Annotated in this window: 15 protein-coding genes; 6 read left to right on the forward strand and 9 right to left on the reverse strand. The window is 55.9% G+C overall.

What is annotated here, in order from left to right; translation table 11 throughout:
- Positions 1-134: 134 nt before the first annotated feature.
- The 5 genes from PN477_RS14245 to PN477_RS14265 form a co-directional block, all read right to left on the reverse strand.
- Positions 135-1,031 (reverse strand): helix-turn-helix domain-containing protein, encoded by an 897-nt coding sequence (locus PN477_RS14245; RefSeq protein ID WP_272119545.1) that lies wholly within the window; start codon positions 1,029-1,031, stop codon positions 135-137.
- 269 nt (positions 1,032-1,300) lie between these two features.
- Entirely contained in the window at positions 1,301-1,708 is a 408-nt protein-coding gene (locus PN477_RS14250) for a hypothetical protein (protein WP_272119547.1), read from the reverse strand.
- A gap of 120 nt (positions 1,709-1,828) precedes the next feature.
- Complete coding sequence (gene gyrA / locus PN477_RS14255; protein ID WP_272119549.1) at positions 1,829-4,405, reverse strand: DNA topoisomerase (ATP-hydrolyzing) subunit A; 2,577 nt, start codon at positions 4,403-4,405, stop codon at positions 1,829-1,831.
- Positions 4,406-4,569: 164 nt separating this feature from the next.
- Positions 4,570-5,565: a thiamine-phosphate kinase gene (thiL, locus tag PN477_RS14260; protein WP_272119551.1), complete on the reverse strand. Its 996-nt coding sequence runs from the start codon at positions 5,563-5,565 to the stop codon at positions 4,570-4,572.
- A 247-nt stretch (positions 5,566-5,812) separates the two neighbouring features.
- A complete protein-coding gene (locus PN477_RS14265; RefSeq protein ID WP_272119553.1) occupies positions 5,813-6,931 on the reverse strand; it encodes a peptidylprolyl isomerase in 1,119 nt (372 codons plus the stop codon).
- A 170-nt stretch (positions 6,932-7,101) separates the two neighbouring features.
- Here PN477_RS14265 and efp point away from each other — a divergent pair, with 170 nt between their 5' ends.
- The 3 genes from efp to PN477_RS14280 all read left to right on the forward strand — a co-directional run bounded on the left by efp (position 7,102) and on the right by PN477_RS14280 (position 8,786).
- The gene (gene efp / locus PN477_RS14270) at positions 7,102-7,662 is read left to right on the forward strand and encodes an elongation factor P (protein ID WP_272119555.1); all 561 of its coding nucleotides are present in this window, start codon (positions 7,102-7,104) and stop codon (positions 7,660-7,662) included.
- A 113-nt stretch (positions 7,663-7,775) separates the two neighbouring features.
- Entirely contained in the window at positions 7,776-8,261 is a 486-nt protein-coding gene (gene accB, locus PN477_RS14275) for an acetyl-CoA carboxylase biotin carboxyl carrier protein (protein ID WP_272119557.1), read from the forward strand.
- A 126-nt stretch (positions 8,262-8,387) separates the two neighbouring features.
- Entirely contained in the window at positions 8,388-8,786 is a 399-nt protein-coding gene (locus tag PN477_RS14280) for an ArsR/SmtB family transcription factor (RefSeq protein ID WP_072620055.1), read from the forward strand.
- 7 nt (positions 8,787-8,793) lie between these two features.
- On the opposite strand, the gene PN477_RS14285 is transcribed toward PN477_RS14280, so the two are convergent.
- Complete coding sequence (locus PN477_RS14285; protein ID WP_272147361.1) at positions 8,794-10,842, reverse strand: NAD(P)/FAD-dependent oxidoreductase; 2,049 nt, start codon at positions 10,840-10,842, stop codon at positions 8,794-8,796.
- Positions 10,843-11,004: 162 nt separating this feature from the next.
- On the opposite strand from PN477_RS14285, the gene PN477_RS14290 reads away from it, so the two are divergent.
- Together PN477_RS14290 and PN477_RS14295 are read left to right on the forward strand one after the other, a co-directional pair.
- The gene (locus PN477_RS14290) at positions 11,005-11,277 is read left to right on the forward strand and encodes a hypothetical protein (RefSeq protein WP_272119561.1); all 273 of its coding nucleotides are present in this window, start codon (positions 11,005-11,007) and stop codon (positions 11,275-11,277) included.
- Positions 11,278-11,357: 80 nt separating this feature from the next.
- The gene (locus PN477_RS14295) at positions 11,358-12,140 is read left to right on the forward strand and encodes an SDR family NAD(P)-dependent oxidoreductase (protein WP_272119563.1); all 783 of its coding nucleotides are present in this window, start codon (positions 11,358-11,360) and stop codon (positions 12,138-12,140) included.
- Between the two features lie 14 nt (positions 12,141-12,154).
- Here PN477_RS14295 and PN477_RS14300 read toward each other — a convergent pair whose 3' ends face one another.
- The gene (locus tag PN477_RS14300; protein WP_272147362.1) at positions 12,155-13,237 is read right to left on the reverse strand and encodes a peptidoglycan-binding domain-containing protein; all 1,083 of its coding nucleotides are present in this window, start codon (positions 13,235-13,237) and stop codon (positions 12,155-12,157) included.
- A 14-nt stretch (positions 13,238-13,251) separates the two neighbouring features.
- Positions 13,252-13,857: a dephospho-CoA kinase gene (coaE, locus tag PN477_RS14305; RefSeq protein WP_272119567.1), complete on the reverse strand. Its 606-nt coding sequence runs from the start codon at positions 13,855-13,857 to the stop codon at positions 13,252-13,254.
- A gap of 112 nt (positions 13,858-13,969) precedes the next feature.
- On the opposite strand from coaE, the gene PN477_RS14310 reads away from it, so the two are divergent.
- Entirely contained in the window at positions 13,970-14,851 is an 882-nt protein-coding gene (locus tag PN477_RS14310; protein ID WP_272119569.1) for a 4-hydroxybenzoate solanesyltransferase, read from the forward strand.
- Between the two features lie 6 nt (positions 14,852-14,857).
- Here the strand turns inward: PN477_RS14310 and PN477_RS14315 are convergent, their stop codons facing one another.
- Positions 14,858-15,844: a GGDEF domain-containing protein gene (locus tag PN477_RS14315; RefSeq protein ID WP_272119571.1), complete on the reverse strand. Its 987-nt coding sequence runs from the start codon at positions 15,842-15,844 to the stop codon at positions 14,858-14,860.
- Positions 15,845-16,474: the final 630 nt, after the last annotated feature.

The raw sequence follows: 16,474 nt of genomic DNA on the forward strand, positions 1-16,474 counted from the left end.
CATTCAGTGGACGTTAAACAGATGCTTGTGGAGGGGAATCTGGACGGGGTTTCAAGACAGAGATGACTTGAAACTAGACAAACCCAGTGAAACAAGAATCCCCCGTTATAATCTTTGATTTAACGGTGGGAGTGTCAATGAGTTGACGGGGGTGTGGTTTGAGTTGTTGATGAGACAGGAGCCACAATGCTGCTCGGAGGAGTGATTTGCGGCTGGGGTTGCGGTGTCGCAGGGTCGTCCTGGGACGATTGCCAAAGGGTCGGCTGCTCCGGCGGCGCGATCGTGGCAAAGAAGGGATCAAAGACACTGGCATCTAGCCCCGCTGCCACCCAGCCATAGCCTCCGATAATCCCAGTAATACAGGCAATATAAGCCGCATACACCGTCAACGGAGCCTTGCTGGACATCCATGGTTGAGTGTTGAGGTTTGGGTTGTACCACGATGGAATGAGGGTCTCATGCTGCGGATTGCTCACCGTCAGACTCGCTAATTCTTTGAGATCAAGGGCTTGTCCAAGGCGGCGCAGAAAGCCCCGTAAATAGATATCTTCGGGCAATTTTTCCAATTGACCCGCTTCGAGGGCTTGAATGTGAATCACCGGTACAAGGGTTCGACTGGCTAGCTCGCCCTGGGTGAGGCGGCGGCGTTGGCGGGCTTGTTTAATGCGTTGCCCCATTTGGCGATATTCCTGGTGTTTTTGGTCGATGGGGTCTTGTGGGGGCTGATCTGTTGGGGGGGATGCGGGCGATCCGACGGGGGCAAGTTTGGCGCGGGGGGAAGGGCTGGCCGGGGCGATCGCAGGTAAGGGCCCACAGTCCTCCAGTTGAGCAACATACTGGATCGTGGTTTGGATCGCTTCACGATTGAGGGCATGGAGTAAAGCATGGATAACTTCCGGACGTTCTCCCGTCAGGTGCTGAAGTCCGGTTAATGCTCCTTGGTACATTGGGCCCTGAGTCAATTGAGCTTCAATTTCACTCGAAACTGACGCAGAGACGGTTGCGCTTAAACCCGTTGTCGGAAATTCCATAGGAGTGATTCTCAATGAGGGAAGGAGTAACAGGGATCAGAAGTCAGAGGATTCATGAGCGATGCGATCGCATCTATCGGTCACAGCACCCATCACCCATCCGATTTGCTGAGTCCGAGTCTTGTCTCTCTGTTCAGATAATCCCCCTGGGAGTCCGGAGTATTTCGGGATTGCGGCGAGAAAACCAGGAAATTCACGGAACATTCTCAGGGTTGTTCCGTCGATTAGCGGATTATTTCTCGCAATTTTAAGCGGGGAAAAAGTACGCCCTAGGCCGAGCGACGCGCTGAAGAAGCTGCCTCTAGGGCCACCGGAATCCGCTTTAAATTACTCGCCCGACACCAATCCACATCTGGGCCCACCATGAATGTGACATAATCTTCCCCGTAGGCTTGCCAATAGGTCTGCACCTCGCCCGTTAAACCATGGGCATCATCAAGGCGTTGCACGATCGCCCCCGGTGGAAATTTTTGCGCAATCGGGTAATCCTGCCATTTTTGGAGTAGCCGCAGCCGATCCTGTTGGGGCTCCGTTAAAAGCTGCCAGGTTTCCGTTTTCCAGTCTTGATATTGGGCCATAAGCTGCTCCACTTCACGCCACGTTTCCGCCGTTGCAATTAAATCGGCCAACGCTTGGGGGCTGTGAAGCTCAAAATCGGGAACAGGTAAGGCACTCATGAATTCTTAAAAAATAACAAAAACACTATATTCAGCGTGTTTAGCCTGAAATTTTAGACTAGACACTCTAAATATAGCGAGTTTGCGGCCGATTTTCCGGCCCTTGGTCTTTTTTTTTGACTAGGATTCGAGGTCTTCTTCCTCGCCGTCCTCCCCTTCTTCACTGGGGGGAACGAGGGCCACAGCGGCGATCGCATCCTCTTGATCCAACCGTTGCACCCGTACCCCCGTCGCTGCCCGCGACTGAGGCGAAATCGCATCCACCACTTGACGAATAATAATGCCGCGATGGGTGATCAGCATCAGTTCGTCGCCCTGATTCACCACACCGAGGGCCACCAACTCATCTTTCTTAACGCGGAACTTAATCGCCCGCAGGCCCAAGCCCGCCCGCTTTTGCAGCCGGAATTGATCCACCGGAATCCGCTTGCCGTAACCCTGGGCCGTCACCGCCAACACCCACGGCCCATCACCAATATCCGCAAGCACTTCCTCACTGGCGGTGAGGTTATCGTCCTCCTCATCGCCCTCACCCACGGCCAAATCGGCAATGATTTGACTGGGGAGAATATCCATCCCGATCAACTCATCCCCCGATCGCAGCTTCATCGACTTCACGCCCCGCGTTGCCCGGCCCAGGGGACGCAACTGGGTATCATCGGCGCGGAAATGAATCGCCATCCCCTGCCGGGAGCCGATGATAATGCTGTCGGTAGATTTCGTTAAACGCACCCAGCGCAGTTGATCCCCCTCAGCAAGGGAGATGGCGATCAGGCCATTGGTGCGGATGTTGGCGAAGGCGGAGAGGGCGGTTTTTTTGATAAAGCCGGTGCGGGTGAGCATCACCAAATATTCATCGTCGGTGAACTCACTAACGGCGATGATGGAGGTGATTTTTTCGTCGCGGGGGATGGGGAGCATCTGGACGATGGGCACGCCACGAGCTTGGCGGGAGGCGGTGGGGATTTTATAGGCGTTGATCGAGTAGACGACCCCGCGATCGCTAAAAAACAGCACCACATTATGGTCGCAACAGGTGAGGAAATGCTCCACCGCATCGTTATCTTTAATCTTCGCCCCAGCCCGGCCACGGGTGGCCCGGTGTTGCGCCTCAAAGGTATTGACGGGCATCCGTTTGATGTAGCCCTGCTCCGTCAACAGGATCAGCACGGCTTCATTGGCGATCAGGTCGGTTTCATCGAGATCCCCTTCCGAGGCGAGGATTTCCGTGCGGCGGGGCGTGGCGTGGGTCGCCTTGATTTGCTCGGCTTCTTCGACAATGATTTCGTCGATCCGCTCCCGTCGCGCCAAAATATCCTGCAAATCGGTGATCGTCAGCAGTAATTCTTCGTGTTCGGCTTGGATTTTGTCCGCTTCGAGGGCGGTCAAGCGGCGCAACTGCATTTGTAAAATCGCATCGGCTTGCAACAAGGACAGACCAAACCCGGCCATTAAATCCTCTTTGGCGCTGGCGGTGTCGGCGGCGTGGCGGATGGTTTGGATGATGCGATCGAGGTTTTCTCCCAGGGCGATTAAGAATCCTTGGAGAATGTGATCCCGTTCTTGGGCTTTGCGCAGTTTGTATTGGGTGCGGCGTTGGATCGTTTCAATGCGGAAGTCGAGGAAGACTTCGAGGAACCGTTTGAGGTTGAGCAGTTGCGGGTCGCCGTTGACGATCGCTAACATATTCGCCCCGAAGTTGTTGCGGATCGGGGTTTGTTTGTAGAGGTTATTGAGAACAACGCGGGCGATCGCATCCCGTTTGAGTTCAATCACGATCCGCATTCCGTCGCGATCGCTCTCGTCCCGAATATCGGAAATCCCCTCAATTTTCTTATCGTTCACCAGATCAGCGATCTTCTCAATCAACGCCGCCTTATTGGTTTGGTAGGGCAAGGCGGTCACAATGATCGCCTCGCGATCGGGCCGTCCCGGTTGCTCGATCAGGTCAATATGGGCCACCCCCTGCATCGTCACGGAGCCGCGCCCGGTCAAGTAGGCATCCTGAATGCCGCTGTAGCCGAGAATTTGCCCCCCGGTGGGAAAATCGGGGCCTTTGATAATTTTGCACAGATCCTGAATCGGTAGCTCTGGATTGTGGATCAGCGCCACCATGCCATCGATGATTTCCCCTAGGTTATGGGGCGGAATATTGGTGGCCATCCCAACGGCAATCCCGGATGAGCCATTGAGGAGCAGTTGCGGAATCCGCGACGGCAATACGACGGGTTCTTGTTGCGACCCATCGAAGTTATCGGCAAAATCCACGGTTTCCGCTTCGATATCCCGCAGCAGGGAATTCACCGTCAGGGTGTGGAGGCGGGATTCGGTGTAGCGCATCGCCGCTGGGGGGTCATTGTCCACTGAGCCGAAGTTACCATGCCCTTGGATCAAGGGTTCGCGCATCGAAAAGTCTTGGGCCATGCGTACGAGGGCATCGTAGACGGCGGTATCGCCGTGGGGGTGATATTTACCGAGGACTTCCCCGACGACACGGGCGCATTTCCGAAAGGGGCGATCGGGGGTTAAGCCCAGTTCATACATCGCGTAGAGAATTCGACGGTGAACGGGTTTGAGTCCGTCTCTGGCATCGGGTAGCGCCCGCCCCACAATCACGCTCATGGCGTACTCTAGGTAGGATCGCGACATCTCGTTGCGTAGATCGGTCGGCAGAATCCGCTGTTCAGGGGCAGCCATAGAAAAAACTCCGTTTCGGTCGAACGTTTAGGGTAGACGGAACAAGCCGCGATCGCGGCTCTTCCGTTTCCAGAGAAAACTGGCGATTAAGACAATGAAGCTTACCCATTCTATCATAGATGGGGCGTGGCTTTGGGCGATTTTGACATTACCGGAAATCCCGGTTAATGCTCGGCGGCGGTGGGGGTGAAGTGCTGAAAGCGTTGGGCAGGGTTGAGGGTGAGGAACGGGGCGCGATCGCATAGTTGCACCGTCGGATCAGCGATGATCGTGCCGATGATCTGCGCAGGGGGCCCAAGGCTATCCAGGAGCGCGATCGCATCATCCGGCGGCAGGATTAATACCAGTTCAAAATCCTCCCCCCCATACAAGGCCCAGTCACGGGCGCGATCATCTCCCACGGCATTCCGTAACATCGGATCAATCGGCAAGGTGTTTAATCTCGCCCCCAATCCGGCTAAGGCACACAGTTGCAGCACCGCATCGGCTAACCCATCGCTGCTATCCATGCCGATGATCCGGGGATAGTTTGCCAGGATCGGGAGACAATCGAGGCGGGGGCGGGGGTATTGGTGGGCGTGGATCAGGAGGGCGCGATCGCTCATCGCCAACCGAATCGCGTCGGGATTGAGCAGCAATTCCAACCCGGCGCGGGCGTTGCCGTGGTAGCCCGTGACGAGCAGGCGATCGCCCACCTGTGCCCCGCGTCGGGAAATGACTCGATCGGGGGTGACTTGACCGAAGGCCGTGATGGCGATCGTGGGCGTGGGCGATCGCGTCACATCCCCCCCCACCATCGGCGCGTCGTACTCATCCCCACAGCGTTTCATCCCGGTGTAGAGGGCTTCAATCCAATCTAGGCGCGTCGTTGGGGGCAGGCTCAACCCGATGGTAAACCCGATGGGGGTCGCTCCCATGGCGGCGAGGTCGGATAAGTTAGCGGCCAGCGATCGCCACCCCACCGCAGCCGGGGGCGTGGTCGGGTCACTAAAATGCACCCCTTCCACTAACACATCCGTCGTCACCACCAACCGCATCCCCGCCGCCACCGCTAGCACCGCCCCATCATCCCCCACCACCGCCGCCGGGCAAAATTGGTGCAGGCGTTGAAGCAGTTGATGTTCGCCAAGGTCTGCGATCGTTAATGAGTCATTGAGCATGGGTGGAGGACAGTGAAGCAAAAATGGGCTTTGGCATGAGTGAGCCAGAGGCTCACACTACCATTGCGATCCTCCTTTGGAGGGCGAGCTTCTAGCTCGCTGTCCAGATTGACACCCGCCCGTGTGTTCACGCCGGGGCGGATGTCAACCTTCATTCAGCGAACGTTGCCCGAACCCGTTTTAACGGGTTTTCGCGATCAGCCAAGCACTTCAGTGCTTGGCGGTGGGGACGGCTGATAATTTCAGATTACGATCGCGGCGCAACAAAATTATCCAAACCTTCGACCACACGAGCCGATTTGATCACGTCGCCATCTTGGAGACTTTGCAGCACCTCTTTCCCATCAACGAGATAGCCAAAGACGCTATAGCGTCCATCCAAGACATTGAAGCCGGGCGGTGTCAGTTCACTATCAAACAGGAAGAAGAAAAATTGTGATGAGCCACCATTGGGGTCATCACTGGGACGGGCCAGCGCCATCGCACCGTAGGCATTAAATGGCAGCGCCAATTCTGCCAAGTACAGCCCCGCATCTTCGAGGGTGATTTCGTAGATCGGTTCTTTGTCGCCTTGGACAAGGATTTCTAAGGGAATGGCGCGATATTCTTTGGTTTTCGGGTCAATGAAGCCGACTTCGGGGCCTTCAGGGTCGCCGGTTTGGATGATGTAGTCTTGGTTTTGGAAGAAGGGCAAGCCGTCGTAGAACCCGCGCTGGACGAGATCAACGAAGTTCCCGGCGTTGATCGGGGCGCTGTAGCCATCGACGATCACGGTGAGGGTTCCTTGGGTGGTTTCGAGTTCGACGGTGGCGCGGCCTTGCAGTTGGGGCAGGTTAGCGTAGTCGTCGGGAATCTCGAAGGGGAAGCCGTCTACCATCAGGGCTTCTAATGCTCCCACATGGGCGAGGGCTTGGCGGCGCATCTCCCACACCGTGTTTTTATCGCGATCATCGGCGGCGGTGCGGAGGGTTTCCACTTCCTCGCGGAGTTCCGTGAGGAGGTCTTGGGCGGTAGCGGTGCGATCGCTGCCCACACTGGCCAAAATCGCGTCATCCCCAAAGGTCAGGCTCCGGGATGCGGATTTGATCTCCCGATTCACGAGGCTCCAGCGTTTACTCCGGAGTCCTTCGGAAATGGATTCTAAGCTGGTTTGGAGTTGGCGGACTTCGGGGTTATCAATGGGGAGGGCATAGCGCAGAATCGCCTGGGGGTCGGTGATGGCGTTGCCTTGGGCGAGACCGGCATGGGCGACGGGGGCGAGGGTGGCAGTGGTGAGGAGGGCGATCGCGCCCACAGCCAAGACAAGCCAAGCACGTTTGAGCCAGGCTTGTACCGTCTGCCGAACAGAAGAATGTAAAGATAACATAAAAAATAAAGACACAATATTCCGGTGAACCTTTTTCATCTTCCCATAAGTTTCACCCTCCCTGAATCGGGCATGGGGCCCTCGCGAAGGAAAAGGGGATTCCTGCCAGGAGGGAACCCTAACGGGGGTACAATGGAGGGCGAATTGTCTCGGTCTCTTAAAATAACTCCATGATTTCGAGTAATGACTTTAGAACTGGCGTAACGATCAATTTGGATGGTTCTGTGTGGCGTGTCGTCGAATTTCTCCATGTGAAACCGGGGAAAGGGTCAGCATTTGTCCGGACAAAGCTCAAAAATGTGCAATCGGGCAGTGTGGTGGAACGTACCTTTCGGGCTGGTGAAACGGTTCCCCAAGCCATTCTCGAAAAACGCACCATGCAGCACACCTATAAAGAAGGTGAAGATTTGGTATTCATGGATATGGAAAGCTTTGAGGAAATGCGGATCAGCCCGGACAAGGTGGGCGATCGCGTTAAATACCTCAAAGAAGAAATGGAAGTGAACATCGTCACCTGGGACACCCAGGTGCTCGAAGTGGAACTGCCCAACTCCGTGGTGCTTGAAATCACAGAAACAGACCCCGGCGTGAAAGGGGATACCGCCACGGGTGGCACGAAACCTGCCATTGTGGAGACAGGGGCACAGGTGATGGTGCCGCTCTTTCTTTCCATCGGAGAAAAGATTAAGATTGACACCCGCACCGATAGCTATCTCGGTCGCGAAAACTAATCGGGTGGGTCGCACGGAGTCTAGCGGTGAAGACTGAACATTGGGCATCGTGAGGCAACGTCACCATCTTTTTAATATTGCTTGATTTATTCGCTTTGAGGACAAGACTGCCGGTGTCTATAGACTTCCAAGAAATTCGTGAACTATTAGCGGCGATCGCGCCCACCGATATCACAGAACTTAGCCTCAAAAGCGAGGCCTTTGAACTCACCGTCAAAAAAGGTCACAGTTCCGTGATGCCCCTCGCCGCCGCTGCTCCGGCCGTTGCCCCTGTCCCCGTGGCGGCTCCCCCTCCCGCTGCTGCCGCTGCCGCTGCTCCGGTGGTCGATACTGCCCCCACCCCCACCGGTGATCCGAAATGGGTGGATATCACCTCACCCATGGTGGGGACGTTCTATCGCTCTCCGGCTCCCGATGAAGCACCGTTTGTGAATATGGGCGATCGCGTCGCAACCGGGCAAACCGTGTGCATTATCGAAGCAATGAAACTCATGAACGAGATTGACGTAGAAATCTCCGGGCAAATCATGGAAATCCTCGTCGAAAACGGTGAACCCGTGGAATTTGGCCAGCCGCTGATGCGTGTTAACCCCGGTTAATCCCCCCAGTGGTGAGCCGCCCCCCAGTCCACCTCAAGACAATCTCGATCAAGGGTAGCTCCGCATATTGTGATCAGGGGATGAGGCTGCTAAGATTTTGGGATCACAATTTTCCGTGAACCTCCCATGCACCTCACACCGAAGCCTGTCTCACAGGAAGTGGTTCAGCAACTCGCTGAGTACTTCAGCGTACTTAGTGAACCGATGCGCTTGAAACTTTTGAATCTGCTTCGAGACGGCGAGATGTGTGTTCAAGAATTGGTCGAAGCCACGCAGACGAGCCAAGCCAATGTTTCCAAGCATCTGAAAGTGATGCTCCAAGCTGGGATTCTCAGTCGCCGCAGCGCCGGAACCTCCGCCTACTATCGCGTCGAAGATCCGCTGATTTATGACCTGTGTAATTTAGTCTGTAACCGTCTGGCGGCTCGCATCGAAAAGCAAGCCCGACAGTTCCGCGATTTTAGTCTCACGCCGCCGGCGATCGTGCCTAACAGCCTGTCCCGTCCCCTGCATCCCTCGGATTGAGGGATGCTCAACCCACGGAAACTTCGCGACGGGTCGAGGGTTGTTCTGGGAGGCGGGTGATGTGGGGGGAGCGTCCGAGGCTGCTATTGATCCGGAGGCTGAGGCTGAGGCAATGGAGCCAGAGGGCCGGATAGCGGGATTCGAGCCACGGTTGCGATCGCGCCAACCAGCCCGGAAACCAGCCCCGCAAACACCAAGCGAGCAACGATTCCACCGCAAACCAGAGATAACTGCCGATCCAGCGGATAAAGTCCCGCGTTCCGGCCTGCTCCCAAATCCAGGGCACAAGGCGAGGATTCATCACCGCCGCCTTCAATGCCAAGCGATTAAACGTCCACCACCCAAACCGATCCTTAATAAACGTATCGGCAACCTCTGGCGGTTCCTCGGCGAGGAGTCCAAAAAAGGTGTTCAGCATCGCATTCACCCGTTGGGGGGGTAGGGTTTTACCCGTGGGAACCATCATTCCTTTGGAGAAGAGCCAAGTGACGGCGGTATTGCTCTGGTAGGCGCGGATCGTGTTGAGGTGTTTTGCGGCCAGGAGGTCGTGCTGGAGGGCGGTATCGAGCAAGGTGGTGAGGCGGCCAAGGTTGCGCACGAGGGAGCCGAAGCCGGTAAAGACGAGGGGCGATTGTAACGAGGCAGCATCTCCGATCGCCACAATGCGATCAATGGCGACGGTGCGATCGCTCCCCCCCACGGAAAAATGCCCCGGAATATACCCAAATGTCGGCTTCTTCCACTCCAAGGCATCGAGGTCGCAGCGGCGATATTCCGGCAAAATCGTGAAAAAGTCCTCGTACATTTCCAGCAGCGAACCGGGATTCTCAGGATGCACTTGATGGTAGTGGAAGAGGTACACGGTCAAATCATCCCCTTCCACGGGGAATAATTCCCAAATCAACTGCCGCCCCCGCGAAATATCCCCATGGGAATTCAACACATCCCCAAAATCAGGGTTCCACACCTCTTTGCTAATCCCCGACAGCACGGCCCCCACGGTGGGACAAACACTATCAAAGGTGCGGCCACCGTTGAGTTGCCAGGCGATCGGGGAGGCGGTTCCCATCGCATCGACCACCAGGCGGGCGGTGGCGTTGCGATCGCGCCCCGTTGGGCGGTGGGTCATTTGTACCTGTACCCCATCCCTCGCCACATCAACACGGGTGAATTCTGTTTCATCCCAAATCTCGCCCCCCGCCTGCCGGAACTTTTCCCCACACAGACGCAGCAACCGTTCCGAATCAATGGCAATATTCAGGACGGTGGGGGTGTGGAGTACCTTGGCTTTTAAATGGGGGGGGTTATTGCCGTCGAAAAACTTGTTAAATCCGTCCTGATATTCGCGGGCGATCAGGCCTTCAAACTCCTCGGCAGTAAACAGCCCCAACTCAATCAACTGCTGAAACTCGTCCCGCGAAATATTCCATTCCCGATTCATCCGTCCAAAGGCAAGCCGTTCAATCAACAGGACCCGATACCCCCGTTGGGCCATCACCGCTGCATGAATCACCCCCAACGCGCCGCCGATATAGATGAGGTCGTAGTCTAGATCCGTGGCGAGGGGGGTGGACTGTTGAAACACCACCGAGCGGGGGGTTTGAGGATTTTTGACACTCTCGCGCCAGCGGGTTTCCCACCAGTAGGCTCGCTGTAAATCTCGTTCCCCCTGGGGCATTTTCTGGAAATAGTTCACCGTTTGGGGGTAGTGGGGGGCGAGGGCGGTGAAGATGTCGGTCTGTGTGAGATCTAGGGCAGGTGGAGCCGGATAGGTGAGGGGAAATGCCTGGGGGAGGGCTTGGCTGAGATGGTCTTGAATGTCGCGTTCGTGGGGGAGGGGGCGATCGCTCCACCGAAAGAGCTTGAGATAGGTGGTGCGCTGAAGTGACCAAAGAGCGATCGCTAACACCTGACCGGGCCGCTCCGGGAACTGCACTTGCACACCACCCGGCACAACCACCCGCTCACCGTAGGGGGGCTGCCATTGGGTTTGGAGCCACGTCACCACACGGGCTAGGTCAGGAGTGGGAATTTCAAGGTAGAGCAGTTCGTTCATCAGGACATTACTCATGTGCCAACAGGAAAAGGGGAAGCAATACTTAAGATTTGACTGTTGTGTGCTGGGTTACATGCAGCGCATACTTAAGATAGTTTAATAAACTATCTTAAGATTCGATAAGTTTCCTAATCTTTAGTGTGCAACGGGTGAACATTGGCTATGAATTATCCTATCCCACGAAGTCCCGAAGAAATTCGTGCGTTTCAAAAACAGCCGATTGATGAAGAGATGGTGGCGGCGGCGATCGCAGGAGTTGTGGAAATCTACCGCGCCCAGGGCAAAAGCGTCGATCAAATCCAATCGGACATCCTCACCGATCATCAACTTCTCAATCCCAAACAACGGCAATGGTTGAGCGAAGTCCTCACCCAAGCCTGGCAAACATGGCCAGAACAGGCCGAAATGCCCCGCCATGACCCAAGACGGGCTTAAATTGTCCTGAGCAGCATCGTTTGGGGTTTGGGGGTTCCGCCCCTGATGGGCTGAATTGATCCACCGAGAAAAACACCATTGTGAACGGGAAACCCACCGCCTTAATTACCAGCGCCGCCAGCGACTTCGGGGCAGCCTTTGCCCATGTTTTTGCCCGCCATGGCTATGATCTGGTCTTGATTTCGCGCACGGCTGCCCCCATCCACCCCCTCGCAGAGCGGCTCACCATGGAATTTCAGGCCTCGGTGAAAATTTTGCTCCATGACCTGTCCCATCCCAACGCCCCGGATACGATCGCCGCGCAGCTTCAACAAACCGGCATCGAGGTGCAAATTTTAGTGAACACATCAGAGCGCGGGGCATGGGGTCAGTTTGTGACAACGGATGCGACGGCGGAATGGCAGTTAATGCAGGTCAATATGGTGGCGTTGACCCAGTTAACGAAGGTGTTGCTGCCGGGGATGTTGCGACGCGGAACGGGAAAGATCCTCAATGTGGCATCGTTGGCGGCGTTTCAGCCGGAGTCCTGGCGGGCGGTGTATGAGGCGACCCAGGCCTATATCCTCGCGTTTTCCCAAGCGTTGGCGGCTGAATTGCAGGGTACAGGGGTGACGGTGACCGTCTTTTGCCCGCAACGGTGGGATCAATCCACTGCCCCCGACGATCCAGAGCGTGAGTCGGCGCTGATGACGCTGGCGCAATGGGGCTATCAAGCTTTATTTGCGGGGCAGACGGTGGCGATTCCCGGCTGGAAACATCGCCTGATGGCGGCGATCGCTGCCCTGCTGCCGCGTCGCTGGGGCGGGGCGATCGCTGCTTTCCTCCTGCCTCACCCCCCAAGCTCCCCCGCCGATCGCCCGTAACCCTGGTGGATGGGTTATGGGGCTTCTGGGGTCGGGGGTTTGGTGCAGGTGAGGGTGAGATCGGGGGATTGGGCATCGAGGATTTCGCAGGTGCTGAAGCCGACAATGCCGTCGGGTAAAAGGGTATGGATGCGCTGAAAGTCTTTGACGGCTTGAACCGTGAGGCGGCCAAAGTAGCCATCCAGGGGGCCGGTATAGAGGTCGAGATCTGTGAGGATTTTTTGAATGACGAGGACATCTTTGCCATGGCTGCCGTAGCGGAGAATGTCACGCAGGGTTAGGGGACGGGTGAGATCTAACTCGCTGAGGGAGAACGATCGCATCTGAGGGGGGCGGGTTGGGGGCGGGGCAGGGGTAGAGCGAGACGGGTTGAGGTCAAGGGTTAACGAACTGAGGGGCGATCGCAAGGTCGGGGGCGTTAATTGGGGCGATCGTGGGCGGGGTGTTGCGGTTTGATCCATTGGGGCGGTGGGAGCGATCGCCGTTGCGGCTGTTCCCACCCCAGCACCCGAATTCGGCGCGGTAACGGGGGACTCTTCTGCCCCACCCAACTGAGGTGACATTGCCCTCAGTTGGGCAAGACTGGCGCTCAGATCTTCACCCTCACGCCCCGCTTGGATGCGAAGATTTAACGGGGGAAAGGGATTGCGATCGCTCTCGTCCGCCGGTGCTGCCTCCGCATCCACATCGACGGTGGGGGAAGCGGTGACAGGGTTGGCTGCCGGTGGGGGGGAAGGCTCGCGCACGACGAGATCCGTGGTGAGTTGGACAATGGTTAAAATCGGCAGTCCAACCCCTAACAGCACCGTGGCAAGAGTGCTGTAGGGGATCTCTTTAATCTGCTTTTTGAACAGGAGAAACAGGAGAAAGAGAAAGGTTAACAGCGATAGCAGGATTAGCCCAGTGTAGTAGGGGATGTTGGGCGGTGATGAGGGGGTTGCGGGGGAGTGGGGCGGCGTGAGGGTTTCTTCTAAGGGTGTGGTTTGCGATCGCGCCCCCTCTCTGAAGGCGAATCGGTCGTCTGTAATGTTGATGGCTGGATTGGCTAGGGACATTGCGTTAAGGACATTACCCACACACAGGACAGATTCAAACAAATTCTCCACTCATCTTAGGGGAATTTCGGGACGGGCTGATGGACAAGGGCCGCATTGACTTGGGCCTGAAGCTCCGATACTGATCCTGTATTTTGAATCACCACATCCGCCGCCGCAACTTTATCCCCCAGGGGCATTTGACTATGAATCCGCTGTTCGGCTTGGGCAGGGGTGAGGCGATCGCGCTCGATCAACCGCGATCGCTGCTGTTCCGGCTCACAAGCCACCACCCAAATTTCACTCACCCAATCCGTTAACTCCGCTTCAAACAATAACGGAATCATCAACACCACCGTAGGCGCATCCCGCAAGCCTGCCAACGCTTGATCAAAACAATGCCGGACAACGGGATGAATCTGATCCTCTAACCACCGCCGCTGGGCGCGATCGCGAAACACCAGATCCCCCAACCGTCCCCGATCCAAACTACCATCTGCCCGGAGCATCTCCGCCCCGAACCGCTGCGCGATCGCCGCCAACACCGGACTCCCCACCGCCACCGCCTGCCGCGCATAGAGATCCGCATCCAAAACCGGGAGATGATGGTGCATCGCCAGGTGAGCCGCCACCGTACTTTTCCCCGTGGCAATCCCGCCCGTTAAGCCGATTTTGCGCTGCATGGTCGTTCGTTCCTATCCTTTGAGGCCATTCCCAGCGTAGGATACCCTTAAAATTCTCGTTAAACTTTTTAATACATTCCTTCATTATCCCGCCAAGAGAGGCTTAAACCCGATGACAGTGCGATCGCCCGAACCCCGTTGGCTCACCATTTATCGGCTCCTCCGGTGGGATAAACCCGCTGGCCGGTTGATCTTGATGATTCCGGCGCTGTGGGCGGTGGTGTTGGCGGCTCAGGGTGCGCCGCCGTTGCCCTTGGTGGGGGTGATTGTGGTGGGCACGCTTGCCACCAGTGCGGCGGGCTGTGTGGCGAATGATCTGTGGGATCGGGATATTGACCCCCAAGTGGAACGCACCAGCCAGCGTCCCCTCGCCGCCCGGAGTCTGTCGATTCAAACGGGGGTTGTGGTGGGGGCGATCGCGCTCCTCTGTGCGGCGGGGTTGGCCCTCTATTTAAATCCCCTCAGTTTTTGGCTCTGTGGGGCGGCCGTGCCGTTTATTCTGCTGTATCCCGGTGCGAAGCGAGTGTTTCCTGTGCCGCAGTTGGTGTTGGCCCTGGCTTGGGGGTTTGCGGTGTTGATCAGTTGGGCCGCCGTGACGGGGAGTTTAACCCAGGCAACGGGGTGGCTTTGGGGGGCGGTGCTGCTCTGGACGCTGGGGTTTGATACGGTCTATGCGATGAGCGATCGCGAAGACGATGCCAAAATCGGCATTTATTCCAGTGCGCTCTTTTTTGGCCGCTACGCTCCCGTTGCCGTCGGGGTGTTTTTCCTGGGAACCGCTGGACTTTTGGCCGAGTTGGCGGTGATCTTGACCTTGCATTGGAGTTTTTGGCTCACCTGGGCGATCGCGCTCCTCGGCTGGCTCTGGCAAACCTGGCAACTCCAACGCCCGGATCTACCCCGTCCCCTCTACGGCCAAATCTTCAGCCAAAACGTGATCATCGGCTTTATTCTCCTGATCGGGATGATCACCGGATCGCTGCTGATGGGGTGATGGGGATTAGCGATCGCGATTCGGCCGAGGCTTTAAATTTTGGTTCACCACCTGGTTTCGTCCCCACACCTTCGCCTGCAACAGTCCCTGATCCGCACGGTTCAACAGACTTTTCCCCTCCGGATCATCATCCGGTTGCAGAGTGGCCGCCCCCACACTGATCGTAATCGTCAGCGTTAGGTCGGCTTCTACGTGAAACGGCTGTTCCGCCACTAAACACCGCAAACGTTGGGCCACATCCTGGGCTGTGTTCGCGTCCGCCTGCTTGAGCAGCACCACAAACTCTTCGCCCCCGTAGCGAAAGATCACATCCTGATTGCGGAGATAGCTGCGAAAGCGTTGCGCCAACCGTTGTAAGACGCGATCGCCCACCATATGACCATAGCTATCATTCACCCCCTTAAAAAAATCCACATCCAAAATCAACAAACTCAAGGGTTGATGCTGCGCAAACGCCCGTTGGGTTTGGCGGGGTAATTCCCACTCCAGCGCCCGGCGATTACTCAACTCCGTCAGCGGATCGGCGAGGGCAATACTAGAGAGAAAATCATTGGCCTGGATTAATTCATCCTGGTGCTTTAACCACCGTTGAGCCGCCGTGAGTTGGGCCAGCAAGAGTTGCTGCTCCGCCAGAAATAGCTCCGAAGCCCCCGCCGCCGTTAACCGCAGATAGGCATCCGCACCCTGACGCAGCAACGCGGCTTGAGTCAAAATCTCCCTTGGGCGATCGCTTGGAGTCGGATCAGCCTGGATCTCCACCCCCAGGCAATAGATGGCGCGGGGTAAAGCCGTTGCCAAAACCTGCCCTAAACCCTGTTGGATCAGTTCAGCACTGACGATGACCACTTGGGCTGTAGAGTGACGCAATGTTGCCAAAACATCAGTGTGCAGCACCCCATGACCATACGCCGTGTTGCTGGGTTCAAGGTAGCGCTTCAGACATTGCTGGAATGCGCGATCGCCTATTACCACAGTAGATACATCTGTGTTCATCACTGGTAGGGATAACTGAATAGAGGGAAAAATGGCGGGAAAACCAATACGACAACTACACACTGCTACACACTGAAATTCCAAAAATAGTGCTGTTATCCTACTGGTACAGAACAAAGCCCCATCGTTTCAGACATAATGTTCCAAGCGGAAATAATCTTTACTAAAATTTAAAAAATCGAGAATAATTTATGAACTTTTAATCAAGTTAAGCATTAAGCCATGCACTTTATCTTAGCTTTATCCCACTAAAGATATCAGTAAAAATACTGAATAAGAAGCAAAAATTAAACCTCCGGCTAACCGTTGGGTTTGTTCTATAGCGATCCGATTTGATTCATGAACAGGCAAGGGGCTTAAGCCCCTTGTTGGCGGGGATTATAGATTTACGATTGATTGAGAATCGCTCTATACCGTTGGGTTGGACGGGTGATGGTTTTAGCAGCGATGAGGAAACATTTTGATTTGACGCACGACGAGATCCCGCATCCTAGTGCAGCGTCAATGCCAAGAATTAGGATGTTTGTAGGGTGCTGTTAGCGAAGCGTAACGCACCGTCACGTTGAGCGTTGGACATTCAAGACAATCCGAATAGTAAGTCTTGACGCTGCACTAGTGTCACAACACACC

It is taken from the genome of Spirulina subsalsa CS-330 (assembly GCF_028330765.1).
Lineage (GTDB): Bacteria > Cyanobacteriota > Cyanobacteriia > Cyanobacteriales > Spirulinaceae > Spirulina > Spirulina subsalsa_A.

What these genes read in the sequence shown, in the direction of transcription:
- gyrA (WP_272119549.1), bottom strand. Translation starts at nt 4,405, where the DNA reads ATGGCTGCCCCTGAACAGCGGATTCTGCCGACCGATCTACGCAACGAG.
- PN477_RS14290 (WP_272119561.1), top strand. Translation starts at nt 11,005, where the DNA reads ATGAATTATCCTATCCCACGAAGTCCCGAAGAAATTCGTGCGTTTCAA.
- efp (WP_272119555.1), top strand. Translation starts at nt 7,102, where the DNA reads ATGATTTCGAGTAATGACTTTAGAACTGGCGTAACGATCAATTTGGAT.
- PN477_RS14315 (WP_272119571.1), bottom strand. Translation starts at nt 15,844, where the DNA reads ATGAACACAGATGTATCTACTGTGGTAATAGGCGATCGCGCATTCCAG.
- PN477_RS14280 (WP_072620055.1), top strand. Translation starts at nt 8,388, where the DNA reads ATGCACCTCACACCGAAGCCTGTCTCACAGGAAGTGGTTCAGCAACTC.
- PN477_RS14245 (WP_272119545.1), bottom strand. Translation starts at nt 1,031, where the DNA reads ATGGAATTTCCGACAACGGGTTTAAGCGCAACCGTCTCTGCGTCAGTT.
- thiL (WP_272119551.1), bottom strand. Translation starts at nt 5,565, where the DNA reads ATGCTCAATGACTCATTAACGATCGCAGACCTTGGCGAACATCAACTG.
- coaE (WP_272119567.1), bottom strand. Translation starts at nt 13,857, where the DNA reads ATGCAGCGCAAAATCGGCTTAACGGGCGGGATTGCCACGGGGAAAAGT.
- PN477_RS14285 (WP_272147361.1), bottom strand. Translation starts at nt 10,842, where the DNA reads ATGAACGAACTGCTCTACCTTGAAATTCCCACTCCTGACCTAGCCCGT.
- PN477_RS14265 (WP_272119553.1), bottom strand. Translation starts at nt 6,931, where the DNA reads ATGTTATCTTTACATTCTTCTGTTCGGCAGACGGTACAAGCCTGGCTC.
- PN477_RS14250 (WP_272119547.1), bottom strand. Translation starts at nt 1,708, where the DNA reads ATGAGTGCCTTACCTGTTCCCGATTTTGAGCTTCACAGCCCCCAAGCG.
- PN477_RS14310 (WP_272119569.1), top strand. Translation starts at nt 13,970, where the DNA reads ATGACAGTGCGATCGCCCGAACCCCGTTGGCTCACCATTTATCGGCTC.